The following is a 14,095-nucleotide window of genomic DNA, read 5'->3' as shown; positions in this document are numbered from 1 at the left end:
CCCTGCGACCAGCGCTTTGAGGCGCTGACCTGCAATTATGGAAAATCACTGGAATGTATGCGAGTTTTCGCTGAAATGAAGCCAAAAGGCTCAGAATTGGACGTGTGTAGCCGAACAAATTATTTGAGTGTTCGGAACACTGTGCTGACCCCGTCCGGAAGGGGCAGTGCGCGAATCCATGGATGGTATTCGAGGAGGATAAAGTGGAGACATACAGCCACGTTGTAGTGAAGAAGATGCGCCGCGCGGGCATTGTGGGTCTGTTTGCGGCTGGTTTAGCTTTTACGGGTGTCGCCCCTGCCAACGCTATTAGCGGGGGGAACTTTCAAACCCAGGATTTGGGTCAAAATGGTCAGGCGGTGGCCTTATTGCAAGTCCCTGTCCCAGGAGCTTCCACCCTGGCGTATCGGAGCTGTGCAGGCGTGTTGACGAAGCCCGACGAAGTGCTGACCTCGAACGACTGTTTCTCGTTCGCGAATGACCCGTACAACGATATTTTCAACCGCGGAAACTCGACTATGGAGGCACTAGCTCAACAGACCGCGCGCATCACCTTCGGTAAGGATGCAGTGAGCAATACGAATGCGGATAAGCGCGTGTATTTCTCCGTGCGTGTGGAACCGTTCAACCCCACCACTCTGGGCTTGGCAGTGGTACAGCTGGATCGTCCGGTAGAGGGAATCACTCCGGTGACGAAAGCTGAGGGCATGGCCAAGGATGGCGATGGCTTGAATATGGTGGGTTGGGAATCGACCGACTTTGTGCCTCATCCGGGTTCGTTCACCAAGAACATCACCAGTTCTGATTTGCGTATCGCCTACTACCGTGGCGGCGGTGCCGGTTACTACAGTTCTCCCCAGTCATGGCAGACCTTCCTGGATCAAAATAAAACCGTCCCTAAACTGGATATGCCAGGAATTAACGACAAAAACGGGGTGGTTCCGGCTTTTGCCATAGCGGGATGGCGTCCGGCAAAAGAAGTCAATAAGGAACTCGGTACGCCTGTGCTGACGGGGGATGGCAAGCTCCGGGGTATCCTGGTGGGCTACGATGCTGCGGGCGACGCGGTGTTCCTGGATGCCGGTGAACCGAGTATTGCGGACCAGATTTTCCGCGACCACACCCCGCCTGTTTTGGTCAATGCCAAGGACGCTGAAACCGAGGCGGCTCTGGCGACTCAATACAAAAACTTGCGGGATATGCTGTGCTCCGCTCCGGCCAACGATGTAGAGACCGCTGTTCACGACGCAGCTATAGCCGACTTTAAAAAGGCAGAAGACAAGTATTTAGCGCCCGATGGTGCCAAAGCAAAGTACGACAAAGAGAAGCCAACTTATGACACGGCCAAGACGAAGTATGAGGCAGCCAAAGCAACACATGACGCAGCTGCGTTAGTTTGGCAAAAAGCTGAGGAAGACTGGGCTAAAGCTCAGAAAGACTTTGACGATGGCAAAATCGACGAAACTGCAAAGCAGGCCGCGTTGGCCGACTATAGTGCGGCTCGGACTGCGTGGAAGCAGGCGGAAGACACTTTCAAGACAGAGAAAGCTGCTTGGGGTAGGGCAGAGTCTAATTTTAAGCCTCTTAAAGAGGCTTATGAGGCAGCAGAAAAAGACTACAAAGCCGCCCAAAATGCTAAGAAGAAAGCAGACACCGAATTTAACTCCACCACAAAGAGAACTCCTATTCTGGATAAACTGGACAAACGTTCGGCTGAAGCAGCGACTGACGCGGCTAATTTGGTCAAAAGCTACAATGAGGCGGTGGGTAATGACCCAGCTTGGGTTTACAAAATCGATCCGCCAGTCACTGACCCCATGCACGCTCCGGTTTATGGCCTTACGACTGTAGATGATCCCCTGTATTTCCCGAATATGGCCACTGACCCAATCACATGGTCACAATACTGCCAGTCAACAGAAGGGGTTAATACCCTGGATATGTCGATGCTGTTCAAGCGTTCCGTGGCTGACCGGGCGGCATACCAGGCCGAAAAGGACAAGATTACCCAGCGTGTCAAGCAAGCTGAGCAGGAAAAGAACTTGGCCGACCAGAACCTAGATAAGGCTAAAAAACTGGAAGAAAAGAAACGTCAGCTGTTCAATGTTGATATTGCTGATCAACAGGCCAAGAAAGAGTACGAAGATGCGCAGGCTGCCACGAAGGTAGCTCAGCAAGAAGCTGACGCAAAAACTTCGGCTTGGGAAGTGTTGAAAGACCTGGAAGACCAGATTGTCAAAGGTCTCGATCCGGTGATTTTGGATGCTGAGAATGCTACCAAGAATGGCCTGGCAAATACGGCCAGCATGGTCAAAGCTGCTCAGGACAAGTGGATTGGTGAGGACACTGCGAAGCAGAAAGCGTTCGCTGACGCCCTGGATAAATACCTGCAGGCCAAGAAAAAGCTGTATGAATATGAACAGGCCAAAATCACCAACGCTAAGATAGACGCTGAGAATGCCACACATTGTCACCCCAATCCCACCCAACCTACCCAGATGATTTGCGATGCGCCAGGCTATCCCAAGGCTAGAGTGCCGGAGAACAAGCTGAGCGCTGCAGAGGAGGAAATCCTCAAGATAGATCCGAAGGACTCCTACCTTAAACCCGGTGCCGCTGATGCAAAGATGGAACGTGATTTGGCGGGAATCAAAGATTCCCTGAATAAAGCCGTCCCCATCATGCTGGAGTCGCGTTACCAAATCTGGAATATGAAGCGCATGACAGAAATGCTGCAGAAAGGCGAAAGCCTGAACGATGCCGACAAACAGCAGATGCAGCAGGAAATCATCGATATCCTGAAGAAACAGACTGACCTGGGAACCAAGATTCGTAGCCAGCATGGCAAGATGCAAGAGTCGTGGAACGAATTGGAAAAGCTCTATGCGTCCCTGCCTCAGGAAGTTAAAATCCAAATGGACAAGAAGGGCTACAAAGAGGCTGTCAAGAAGTACAACGACGCCAAGCTGTCCTACGGGGGTGCCGAATCCGATTTGGCTAACCTGGCTGAAGTGCAAAATGACTTGGCTGACGCAAATACCGCCGCCAAGATGGAATCCCTGTTAAAGAAGGCCAGCAACGCTTACGCTAACTTGACCGACATTCTGCGTTCCTTGGAAGATGCCACGAATGCGCTGGACAAGATTAATAACTACGGTCAAGCTGTGGTGGATGGCAACGTGCCGAAGGATAAAGATCCCGACCCGACTTGGGGTATGACCGAGAAACAAAAGAAGGCCTACGAGGAGGCTTTGGCGAAACAGAAGGCCGCTGAAGAAAAGGCTGCCGCCTTAGAAAAGGCAGAAGCCGATAAGAAGAAGGCCGCTGAAGAAGCCAAGAAGAAGGCTGAACAAGAAAAGAAGGACAAGGACAAGAAGGCCAAATCCGAAAAGGACAAGAAGAAGGACGAGCAGGACAAGGAACGTCTGGCTCGGGCGTTGTCCAAGAACACGCTGCGTGCAGATGGTTCCGACCGAGTGCTTACTGCTATTGCCGCTTGGAAGATGGGTAAGTTCCCCGGCGACTCGGTAGTCCTGGTGGACGGCAACGTTCATGCTGACGGCTTGTCCGCCACCCCGCTGGCCGCGGCTCTGCACGCCCCGGTCCTGTTGACCACTTGGAAGACCGGCCTGGAACCGGCGCTGCTGGATCAGCTGAAGGCTTCTGGCAAGAAGAACATCTATCTGGTTGGCGGTCAGGTGCCGATGAACCCCTACGACGAGTTCGAACTGAACGAGGCGGGGATGACGGTACACCGCATTGCCGGGCCGGATCGCTTTAGCACCGCTGTGTCTGTAAACCAGATGACTGAACCGCTGGTGGGTGCTGCCCCCCGGAAGCCGTTGAACCTGTACATCGCTGACGGTGTCGGTTTCCCGGATGCTTTGGTTGCCGGGGCGGCCGCTGGACGCACCGGTTCCCTGATGCTGTTGAGCAAGGGCAACACTTTGGATCCGAACACCTTCGGCTATATCTCGGCGTTGGGTCAGACCCGCCCGTTGACGATTACAGCGGTTGGTGGTCCGGCGGTGCACGCCGTCCAGAACACCCCGTGGCCTACGACCATGTCGGTGAATATTAAACCGATTATGGGCAAGGATCGTTACGAAACAGCCGCTTTGACTGCTGGTACTCAGGCGGGAACCACCGCGGCGGTGCTGGTCACCGGTCAGAACTTCCCGGATGCTTTGTCCGGCGGTGCTTTGGCCGTGGATCAAAATGCGGCTTTGGTGCTGACCAAGACCGAGGAACTGCCTCCGTCCTCTTACCAGGCGTTGCAGCGCTACGGCGCGAATAAGACCATCGTGGTCGGTGGTCCGGGAGCAGTCAGCGCGAAGGTGGCCGAACTGGTCAATGGCGCGGCTCTGGAAAATCCGGATTCCGTCAACGTGACCGGAACGCTGAAGGAACGCGAGGAAGTGAAGGCGGCTGCGGCGGCGAAACTGGCCGAGCTGCAAGAACGGAAACTCGAAGCCATTAAGAAGGGCGATTGGGACACTCTGGCCGAAATAGAGAAGGAGAACCAGAAGGCTCAAAGCGCTTTGAGTCGCTACAGTACTCCGAGCCGGGCGGCCGCTGGGACGCGCACTCCGGCCAGTGCCGGGACAAACAACTCTCTGGATTATGTCCAGAGCCTGCTGAGGTCCGGAAACTCGATGCAGGACGTGTTCAACAAGATGGGCGTGAGTTCCATCAGCCAGTTGGCGCACCTGATAAACACGGGTTCTCCAACCGCGGCGAGCATGCCGTATCCTAATCCGACATTCTCCTGATGAGACAGATTATCCGGCCGGGTGGGCAACCATCCGGCCGGATTTCTTTTGCCCTTGTGGGGGTCACAAGACCGGGATGTCGGGGGGTTGGTTTCGGTGGGGGATTACCTACCGTTTCGCGCTATAGCCGAGCGTTTAGTCATTGGTGAGGGGCGAGGGGGTGAGCGGAAATGGCGAGCTGTGCGGCGGCAGGATACGGGCCAGAATCCCACCCAGGATGGCCGTGGCCACCAACAGGGAAGTCAGGATGGCGGAGGCTGTCCGCATGGCTGCGTCCGCGTCAAAAGCCACCAGCAGGAACGGTGCGGTCACGCCCACAGCCAGGGTCGCCCCGGCTTCGGAACCGATAATTTCCCCGGCCACTATGGACAGGACCAGGGTGAAAGCCAACAGTATCATCATGGAGGGACCGCCCCCGGCCAGGAAGTTCCGGGGAGCTGGCAGGGCGACTTTCAGGAACGAGGCTAGCCACCAGGCTCCGGCCACGGTAGAAGCGACGTAGGCGACAATGAGCAGCGCTCGCACCCCCGCGTCTTTTAGCCAGTGTGGACGTGGCGCACTCAAAAGGGCCGCAACCAGGACCGCAAGCCACACTACGGCCCCCAGTTCCACGATTCCCCACGGTGAAATCAGCAGCAGCAGGAAAGTCACCACAACCATCGCAATAGGAAAGATGAGTTGACGCCAGGCTTGTGAGCGCGAGGACGAGCGGCGGGTGGAGCCGTCCTCCGAAACTTCCGCTGTCGTTTTGGCAGTAGTCTTCCAGGATTCCCCGTCCGTGGAACGCATCTGTTTGAGGGTCATCTGGCTAATCTTGGGAGCGGAAAACACCGCCGCGCCCCCCGCCAACAGCGCCATTGGAATCAGCACCAGCAGCATCTGGAACAGCAGGAAATGGTTGTCGGCATAGACGATAGTTCCGGCCGTGACCAGCAGAGCCACTGTAGTCATCGGTAATCCTTGAATCGAGTTGCTCCAAGCCTCGCGCCGAGCCGGGGTGGCCTGGCGTCCACAGACGAGGTGCAGGGCGGTGAAATACTTCTCCATCAGCCCCGACTCGATGAGAGTTCCCGCCACGCCTCCCCAGATGAGCAGACCCACAAGGCTGAAGTTAGCGAAGGGTGTGACCACGCTCAAACTGGCCGAAAGCAGTGAGCCGTGACCTCCGCCGACAAAAAGGCTACCGACCAGAGCCGGCAGGCCGAGGGCAAAAATGACGGGGACCCGCACCAGCAGCAGGATCGCAGCCAGGACGATGACAATCAGGGTGGCAGTAATTCCGGTCATTTGGCGCCTCCTTTCCGCGGCGCCTTGCCTTTGGTGCCGGTGCCGGGTTTCCGGATAGCCCCCGGTTTCACGGGGGTGACTTTCAAGCGTTGGGGGGCGGGTTGGGCTCCGCGGGCCGCACCCTTAGCTGCGGTTTTCGCAGAGGTTTTCACCGCAGTTTTTGGTTTCGCGGTGGTACGTGTGGCCTGGCTGGGGCGAGCGCTCGTAACCGGCTGAGGCGAAGGCGAACTGGCGGAATCTTCGGAAAACGCTTTGAGCAGGACAACTAGCGAACGAACGCCCAAGACCAAAAAAGTTATACCTAAAATCAGTATCGGAATAAATTGAACAGCCAGGGGAATCCCGACAATCATCAGGGGCTGATCCCCTGACACAAAGCAGGCGTAACCGCCGAGAAACAGGATGACCAGTGCAAACAGTATGGTGGCCAGTGTTTCCAGCAACACGCTGAAGCGGGGCTGCACCCCCGTAAAAGCAATGCGAGGCAATCCCCAAGCCAGATAGGCTGCGATAATCGCGGCCGCCGCCACCCACACCGCCAGCACCGCCGAGTACTGCTCCACCGCTAACATGAGTTTCAAAGCGGGCGAGTTCTGATGGTTTAACCAGGTTTCCGGAGCGGCCAGGAACAACCCGCCCTTTCCCACATGAGCCCAGCGGCTCACTCCGTGAATGATGGCTAAAACCGCAGCCAGCGCCGACAGACCCATCATGGCCAGCCCGGTTTGGTTCAACCAGACATTTTGCACTGGGGTCTCGGTTTCGGAGGAACCGGCAGAAGGCGAACTGGCCGAAGAGGTCGCGTTCGCCTGGTTCTGTGGGTTTGCCGCGGAACGGGCCGTACTCGGTTTAGGGAGTGAGGAAGACGAAGAATCTGGGCTCATGTTTAGATTTTACAAGGACAAGGAAGGCAAGTGTGGACAAGCGCGGTGAAAACGCGAGGGTTGCGTGCTTTTGGGGGCGTGCGGTGGGAGTTTTGTGCCAAAGCGGGGTAAGATTAGCAATCGGAGGTTGTGAGTGCTAACGCAAGTTAGGTAGCCAACCGTGGTGCGGACTCAAGGACAGGAACAGGAGGAACGATGGCAGACAAGGCGGCGGATCGACGTCTGGGTGTGCTGCGAGCCATCGTTTCCGACTATGTCGAAACTCAAGAACCAGTCGGCTCAAAGTCCCTGGTAGAGCGGCACTCGCTGGGGGTCTCCGCCGCGACCATCCGCAACGACATGGCCCAGCTGGAGGAAGAAGGCCTAATCCGCCAGCCCCACACTTCTGCCGGGCGTATCCCCACCGACAAGGGCTACCGCTACTTCGTGAATCAGATAGAGGCTATCAAGCCGCTTTCGGCTCCCGAGAGAAAGGCCATCACCGAATTCTTTACCTCCGCGGTGGGGTTGGAAGACGTGATGGAGCGCACGGTGCGTCTCTTGGCGCAGATGACGCATCAGACAGCAGTAGTGGAGTTCCCGGCGTTCAACCCGTCCGGTTTGCGCCACCTGGAGCTGGTGCGTTTGGGGGCGGGCCCGGACTGCAAAGTGCTGGCTATCATCATTTCCGAAACGGGACGGGTAGACCAGATTCTGGTGAACCTGCCCCACGAGGTCAGCGAGACAGACCTCAGCTCCATCGGTACCCCGCTCGCTGCCGTGTTTTCCCGGTCGGACACCCCCGCCCAACAGGCCGCTTTGCAAGAATGGCTGGCTACCGTGGGCAATCAAGCCTTGCGTGAAAACGCCACCATCTTGGCGCAAAATATCGCCGCGGCTCTGGAACAAGGCGCGGTCGAGACGCGGATTGTGATGGCGGGGATGGCAAACCTGTCACGTTCCGGCGCGTTCAATGAAACCCTGACCGCCCTGGTGGAAGCGTTGGAAGAACAGGTCGTGCTGCTGAAACTGTTCGGTGAGATGCGCGAAGCCGAACCGGTGAACGTGATTATCGGTGAGGAATCCGGCCACGAGGTGTTGAAAGAAACCGCCATCGTGTCCTCCAGCTACGCTCCGGCCGGTGCCGGTCAGGCTCATGTGGGGGTTATCGGGCCAACTCGCATGGACTATCCCGGCTCTATGAGTTCGGTGCGGGCGGTGGCGAGGTACCTGTCACGAATCTTAAGCCAGTAAAACCAGAGCCGCCCGGGGCAATGACCGGGGACTCGGCCAGACAAATGAGACAAATAGGAAAGAAAAACTTTGAGCGACTACTATGAAACCCTCGGTGTGAGCCGTAACGCCACGCAGGACGAAATTAAGAACGCCTACCGCAAGTTGGCGCGCAAACTGCACCCTGACGTGGCTGGCCCTGAACACGAGGAAGAATTCAAAGAAGTCAGTGCCGCCTACGATGTGTTGGGCAACCCCGAGAAACGCCAGCAATATGACCTGGGCGGTTCCGGGTTCGGTGCGGGCGGATTCAGCGGATTCAACGGGGCGAACGCTGCCGGATTTGGATTTGCCGACATCCTCAACGAGTTCTTTAATGCTGCTTCATCGACCAGCGGCCCCACTCCGCGTGGAGGACGCGGCCAAGACATCCTGACCACCATTGACGTGGAACTGAAAGACGTCACGTTCGGCACCGAGCGGGAAATTAAGATTAACACCTTCGTGAAATGCAAGACCTGCAAAGGCAGCTGCTGCGCGGTGGGGACCCGCCCGAAAACCTGTTCTACCTGCGGCGGGACCGGTTCCGTACAACGCATGGCGCGGTCTTTCCTGGGCCAAGTCATGACGACCGCCCCGTGTGGGACCTGCAAGGGCCACGGCACCATCATCGAACGTCCTTGTGCGGATTGCTCTGGGGAAGGCCGGGTGCGCGCCACCCGCAACATCAAGGTGGAAATCCCCACCGGGGTGGAAAACGGGACCCGAATTCGCCTGTCCGGCGAGGGTGAGGCCGGACCTGCCGGGGGCGCGGCGGGCGACTTGTACGTTGAGATTCACGAGCTACCCCACGAAGTCCTGCAGCGGCGCGGCGATGACCTGCACACTTCCTTGCGAATTCCCATGACCGCGGCGGCGCTGGGGATGGAGTTTTCCCTGGAAACCCTCGACGGAACTAAGAAAATCAACGTCGAAGCCGGATCCCAGCCCGAGTCCGTCATCATTATGAAGGGTCTGGGGGTCGGTCGACTGCATCGCCAGGGGCGCGGCGACCTGTATGTTCACCTGAATATTGAGGTTCCCACCGGCCTGGATCGCCGTCAGCGCGAGCTGCTCAGCGAACTGGCGCGACTGCGTGGCGAGGAGTCCCCGGCTCCCACCGACAGTTCCTCTGGCAATACTGGCGGGGCGCACCGTAAGGGTCGGCAATGACCCGGCAAGCGTTTTGGTTTTCCGGTGAAACCGCGGGGGAAACGGGCGGGTCTCTAGCCGCGAACTTTACGGGTTTAGACGGCTATCGCGAGGGCGAGGAAGTTTCCATAATCGGTGCGGAGGCTCATCATGCCACGGTCAAGCGGCTGCGGTTGGGTGAGGTTGTTGATGTGGTCGACGGGTTGGGTCGGCGCGCCGGAGCGGAAGTCGTCGCGTCAGGGAACTCGGGGTTGCGGTTGCGACTCATTGAGGATGCGGTGTGGGACCCGGAACCGACCTTGCGTATCACCCTGATTCAGGCGTTAGCCAAAGAAAAGCGCGATATGCAGGCGCTGGAATCCGCGGCTGAAATGGGGGTGTGGCGGGTGATCCCCTGGGGGGCCACGCGCTCGGTGTCGCGCTGGGATACCGTGCCCAAGCGTGCCAAAGGCCGGGAAAAGTGGCGCAACCTGGTGGTTTCCGCGATGAAACAGTCGCGTCAGGCTCGGCTGGCGGAAGTGTCAGAGTATCTGGAAAGCGGCGTAGATATTTCCTCGGGACAGCACGGGTCAGAAGCGCGGTGGGCCCGGCCGGTCGTGAAAACGGTTTTCTCTGAGGTAGAGGCGCTGGTGAAGGGTGGGGCGGTAGTTTTCGTCCTGCACGAGGTCGCCGAGGAACATCTGGCGGATCTGCTGGTTCCCCTGGCGCAGCCGGGGCAAACTCCGGAGGATATCGTGGTCATTGTGGGACCGGAGGGCGGTATCACGGTTCCCGAGCTGGCGGCTTTCGTAGAGGCCGGGGCGCGCCCGGCACTGCTGGGACCGACTGTGTTGCGCTGTTCCTCCGCCGGTCCCGCCGCCCTGGCCGTCATTCAATCCCAACTGGGCTCTTGGCGGGCAACGCCTGTGGAGAGTAGGTGACCATGGCTCAGAAACGAGTCGCTGTTGAGGTTCCTGACGAAATCCCGATGATTCAAGTCCTCGGGGTGAACGACGCCAACCTGCACAACTGGGAAGATGATTTCCCCACGCTCAACTTTTGGGTGGCCGGAAACCAGATTTTCATTCAAGGCCCTGACGCCGACCTGGAGCCTGCCACGCGGGCGGTGCGGGCCCTGTTCACGAAGCCGCACATCGAAAAACAAAATATACCGGATTATGGTTTTCAAATGAACCGGCGCGCCCCCAGCCCTCGCGCGCTGTCGGAGCCGCCCACCCGGGCTGCTGACGCCCGGTATCGGGCCGTGTTTGTCAGCCGTGAAAAAGTCATTCGTCCCCAAACCGAGGGTCAAGCCCGGTACGTGAACGACATCAACTCTCACACCATCACTTTTGGCATCGGACCGGCCGGAACCGGAAAAACCTACCTCGCGATGGCTCGTGCCGTGAAAGCGCTGCTGGAAGGGGAAGTGACCCGACTCATCTTGACCCGTCCGGCCGTCGAAGCGGGGGAAACCCTGGGGTTCTTGCCCGGCACCTTGACCGACATAATCGACCCTTACCTGCGGCCTCTTTATGACGCCTTGCGTGAGATGCTCGATACCGGCACCATTAGCCGCATGATGAGTGACGGCACCATCGAAGTCGCCGCCCTGGCGTATATGCGCGGACGTACTTTGAACGGCAGTTTCATCATTCTCGACGAGGCGCAAAACACCACGAGCGAGCAGATGAAGATGTTCCTGACCCGTCTGGGATTTGGCTCCAAGATGGTCGTGACCGGCGACATCACTCAGATAGACCTGCCCTCACGCCAGCCTTCCGGTCTGAAACAGGTCAGCGAAATCCTCAGCGATGTTCCCGACATCGCGTTTAGCTATTTGAGTGCAGCGGACGTGGTGCGCCACTCGCTGGTCGGGAAAATCATCAACGCTTATGAAACCTACGAAAGCCAAACCGTATCGCGCCGCCCCCAAGGCTATGGAAGGGAATAACCATGAGTGTGGAAATCAATAACGAAACCGCGTGGGAACTGGAGATGAGCGAGTTCGTTGACCTGGTGTCCTATTGCCTGGAACAGCTCTATGTGTCTCCCGCCGCCGAGGTCAACATCATGTTTGTGGATATTAAAACCATGACTGACCTGCACGTAAAGTGGATGGATTTGCCTGGTCCTACCGATGTCTTGAGCTTTCCGATGGACGAGCTGACGCCGGGGCGCGAGGGGATGCCCAGCGAAGCCGGGGTGCTGGGGGATATCGTGCTGTGCCCTGACGTTGCTGCCGAACAGGCACGCGACGCCGGTCATGCCCCTATTGAAGAAATGCTGCTGCTGACGGTACACGGATTGTTGCACCTGCTGGGATTCGATCACGCCGAGCCGGAAGAAGAAAAAGCCATGTTTACCCTGCAGCGCAAACTGCTGTTGAACTTCCTGGCAAATCGATAGGGGCCAGTATGCAGTTCTCCGAAGTGGCCGGTGCAGTCCTGACTCTCATCGCGACAGTGTCTTTTGGGCTGGCGGTTCCGCTGAGCCTGGGGGAGGGCGCCGTGTCGCGGCTGAGTGTCGCCTCGGCGGAAGATTTGGCGGAAGAAGGTGCGAAACACGCTCGGAAGATCTCGCAGCTAGCCGAAAATCGCCGTCTGGTGCTCGCCAGCTTGCGCGCCTGCCGTGCTTTCGTGACGACCGCGGCGGTGGGGTGCGGGGCATTGCTGGCGTCCCGACTGCCTCTTAGCTGGTGGCTGGTGGCGATGCTGGTCGTCGCTGTAGGGGCGTTATTGCTGGTGGTTCTGACTTTGCCGTGGAATCGGTTGGGGCGGCGCTATCCGAATACGACAGTGCGCTACCTGGCGCCGTTCCTGGTGGCGGCGTGGAATGCGGGTAAGCCCTTCGGGCTGCTACTGCGCACCGCGCGGGGCCCGTCCAGTCAGACTGACCAGGAAGCTCGTGATGAAGTCGCCGAGGACCTGCGCGAAATGGTCGACCAGATGGGGGAGCCTGACACCATTGAGGACGCCGACCGAGAGATGATTTGGTCCGTTTTCGAAATGGGACGCACCCTGGTGCGTGAAGTTATGGTGCCGCGCGTGGACATGGTCACGATTGAGTCCGAAAAGACTCTGGACAAGGCGTTGACTTTATTCGTCCGTTCCAGCTACTCCCGCGTGCCCGTCATCGGCGATGATACTGATGACATCCGCGGAATCTTATACCTAAAAGATGTATTACGTCGTGTCAACTCGGATCCTGCGTCGCGGCAGATGACCGCGGAGCAGGCCATGCGCGAAGCCAAGTTCATTCCGGAAACAAACCTGGTCGACGACACTTTGCGCGACATGCAGCAGAACAGCTACCACATGGCGGTGCTGGTGGACGAGTACGGCCTCATCGCCGGGCTGGTCACCTTGGAGGATCTGGTCGAGGAGGTCATCGGGGAAGTCTCGGATGAACATGACCACGCCGAGAAGGAACCTGAGCCGCAGCCCGATGGTAGCTGGATCGTCCCTGCGCGGTTTCCCTTGGTCGACCTCAACGATTTGCTGGACACCGAGATTGACGACGAGGACGTGGACACCGTGGGCGGCCTGTTGACGAAAGCTGTCGGAGTGGTGCCGCTGGTGGGGGCGTTTGCATCGGTGGACGGGCTGGAACTGCGGGCGGTAGAGGCAGAAGGGCGGCGCCGCCAGGTTTCCGCCATCTCGGTCCGGGTGGTCCCTCCGATGCTCGATGAAGATTAGCGGTCGCGGACAGAACACTCGAAACACAGTAGGATTTGCACAATGGATAACGTGAATTTTCCGGATTTGGATGCGTTGGATGCCGCGGGCGACGACGGGTCGCCAGACTTGGCGGCGGGGTCGGCGGGGCTGTTCACCCGCGATTGGCCCGAGGACTTTCGTGCCGGGTTCGCCGCCGTCATTGGGCGGCCCAATGTGGGCAAGTCCACCTTGATCAACGCGATGGTGGGGCGCAAGATTGCCATTACTTCGGCTCGTCCTGAGACGACGCGCCGGGTCGTGCGCGGGATTGTGCATCGCCCTGATTTTCAGCTCATTTTGGTAGACACTCCCGGCATTCACCGGCCGCGCACCCTGCTGGGACAGCGGCTGAACGACATGGTGGAGGACGCTTTTTCCGAAGTCGACGTGGCGGTCTTTTGCGTCCCTGCCGATCAACCCATCGGGCCGGGCGACCGGCGCATTGTGGACACCCAAGTGAAAACCGCGCACTTCCCAGCTATTGCGGTCGTCACCAAAACTGACGTGGCCACCCGCGAACAGGTCGCCGAGCAACTTCTGGCCGTTTCGCAGCTGCACGACTTTGCGGAAATCGTGCCGATTTCAGCTCGGCAAGGCACGCAGGTGCAAACGCTGATTGACCTGCTGGGCCAGCGCCTGCCGCTGTCTCCGCCGCTGTACCCGCGCGACCAGGTCACCGACGAGGACGACACGGCCATGATTTCCGAGCTGATTCGGGAAGCCGCCCTGGAAAGCCTCAGCCAGGAACTGCCCCACTCCCTCGCGGTGCAGGTGGAAGAGATTATCAAGCAACCAGGACGTTCCGGAGACGGGGAAACTTGGAAGATTCACGTCAACCTGTTTGTGGAACGCGACAGCCAAAAAGCCATCGTCATCGGGCGCAAAGGCAGCCGACTCAAGGAAATCGGCACTCAGGCTCGCCCCGAGATTGAAGCCCTAGTGGGGCATCATGTTTTCTTGGATTTACACGTGCGCACTGCCAAAGAATGGCAGCGCAATCCAAAAATGCTGAATCGTCTGGGTTTCTGAGCACAGCACCGGCCCACGCGAG

The 14,095-nt window shown here is 58.3% G+C and carries 10 protein-coding genes; 8 read left to right on the top strand and 2 right to left on the bottom strand.

Annotated features, from left to right (window positions below):
• Nucleotides 1-203: 203 nt before the first annotated feature.
• A complete protein-coding gene (locus RQ935_RS06565) occupies nt 204-4,772 on the top strand; it encodes a cell wall-binding repeat-containing protein (RefSeq protein ID WP_311497690.1) in 4,569 nt (1,522 codons plus the stop codon).
• A gap of 135 nt (nt 4,773-4,907) precedes the next feature.
• Here RQ935_RS06565 and RQ935_RS06560 read toward each other — a convergent pair whose 3' ends face one another.
• Both RQ935_RS06560 and RQ935_RS06555 read right to left on the bottom strand, forming a co-directional pair.
• Nucleotides 4,908-6,059 (bottom strand): hypothetical protein, encoded by a 1,152-nt coding sequence (locus RQ935_RS06560; RefSeq protein WP_311497689.1) that lies wholly within the window; start codon nt 6,057-6,059, stop codon nt 4,908-4,910.
• Nucleotides 6,056-6,943: a hypothetical protein gene (locus RQ935_RS06555; RefSeq protein ID WP_311497688.1), complete on the bottom strand. Its 888-nt coding sequence runs from the start codon at nt 6,941-6,943 to the stop codon at nt 6,056-6,058. Before RQ935_RS06555 ends, RQ935_RS06560 begins: the two co-directional genes overlap by 4 nt.
• 195 nt (nt 6,944-7,138) lie before the next feature.
• Here RQ935_RS06555 and hrcA point away from each other — a divergent pair, with 195 nt between their 5' ends.
• The 7 genes from hrcA (at nt 7,139) to era (ending at nt 14,073) form a co-directional block, all read left to right on the top strand.
• Nucleotides 7,139-8,176 carry a heat-inducible transcriptional repressor HrcA gene (gene hrcA, locus RQ935_RS06550; protein ID WP_311497687.1) on the top strand — a complete coding sequence of 346 codons (1,038 nt, stop codon included), beginning with the start codon at nt 7,139-7,141 and terminating at the stop codon, nt 8,174-8,176.
• A gap of 69 nt (nt 8,177-8,245) precedes the next feature.
• Nucleotides 8,246-9,367, top strand: coding sequence for a molecular chaperone DnaJ (gene dnaJ, locus RQ935_RS06545; RefSeq protein WP_311497686.1), 1,122 nt, complete (start codon nt 8,246-8,248; stop codon nt 9,365-9,367).
• A complete protein-coding gene (locus RQ935_RS06540) occupies nt 9,364-10,266 on the top strand; it encodes a 16S rRNA (uracil(1498)-N(3))-methyltransferase (RefSeq protein WP_311497685.1) in 903 nt (300 codons plus the stop codon). The genes dnaJ and RQ935_RS06540 overlap by 4 nt, the downstream gene beginning before the upstream one ends.
• Nucleotides 10,267-10,268: 2 nt before the next feature.
• Nucleotides 10,269-11,279: a PhoH family protein gene (locus RQ935_RS06535; RefSeq protein WP_311497684.1), complete on the top strand. Its 1,011-nt coding sequence runs from the start codon at nt 10,269-10,271 to the stop codon at nt 11,277-11,279.
• Between the two features lie 2 nt (nt 11,280-11,281).
• Nucleotides 11,282-11,734 (top strand): rRNA maturation RNase YbeY, encoded by a 453-nt coding sequence (gene ybeY / locus RQ935_RS06530; protein ID WP_311497683.1) that lies wholly within the window; start codon nt 11,282-11,284, stop codon nt 11,732-11,734.
• An 8-nt stretch (nt 11,735-11,742) separates the two neighbouring features.
• Nucleotides 11,743-13,023: a hemolysin family protein gene (locus RQ935_RS06525; RefSeq protein ID WP_311497682.1), complete on the top strand. Its 1,281-nt coding sequence runs from the start codon at nt 11,743-11,745 to the stop codon at nt 13,021-13,023.
• A gap of 42 nt (nt 13,024-13,065) precedes the next feature.
• Nucleotides 13,066-14,073: a GTPase Era gene (gene era, locus RQ935_RS06520; RefSeq protein WP_311497681.1), complete on the top strand. Its 1,008-nt coding sequence runs from the start codon at nt 13,066-13,068 to the stop codon at nt 14,071-14,073.
• The last annotated feature ends 22 nt before the right edge of the window (nt 14,074-14,095 follow it).

Origin of the sequence: uncultured Mobiluncus sp., assembly GCF_963511525.1 — a bacterium.
GTDB lineage: Bacteria > Actinomycetota > Actinomycetes > Actinomycetales > Actinomycetaceae > Mobiluncus.
This window is presented reverse-complemented; position numbering and strand designations above follow the sequence as displayed.

What these genes read in the sequence shown, in the direction of transcription:
- RQ935_RS06560 (WP_311497689.1), bottom strand. Translation starts at nt 6,059, where the DNA reads ATGACCGGAATTACTGCCACCCTGATTGTCATCGTCCTGGCTGCGATC.
- RQ935_RS06555 (WP_311497688.1), bottom strand. Translation starts at nt 6,943, where the DNA reads ATGAGCCCAGATTCTTCGTCTTCCTCACTCCCTAAACCGAGTACGGCC.
- hrcA (WP_311497687.1), top strand. Translation starts at nt 7,139, where the DNA reads ATGGCAGACAAGGCGGCGGATCGACGTCTGGGTGTGCTGCGAGCCATC.
- RQ935_RS06540 (WP_311497685.1), top strand. Translation starts at nt 9,364, where the DNA reads ATGACCCGGCAAGCGTTTTGGTTTTCCGGTGAAACCGCGGGGGAAACG.
- RQ935_RS06535 (WP_311497684.1), top strand. Translation starts at nt 10,269, where the DNA reads ATGGCTCAGAAACGAGTCGCTGTTGAGGTTCCTGACGAAATCCCGATG.
- ybeY (WP_311497683.1), top strand. Translation starts at nt 11,282, where the DNA reads ATGAGTGTGGAAATCAATAACGAAACCGCGTGGGAACTGGAGATGAGC.
- RQ935_RS06525 (WP_311497682.1), top strand. Translation starts at nt 11,743, where the DNA reads ATGCAGTTCTCCGAAGTGGCCGGTGCAGTCCTGACTCTCATCGCGACA.
- era (WP_311497681.1), top strand. Translation starts at nt 13,066, where the DNA reads ATGGATAACGTGAATTTTCCGGATTTGGATGCGTTGGATGCCGCGGGC.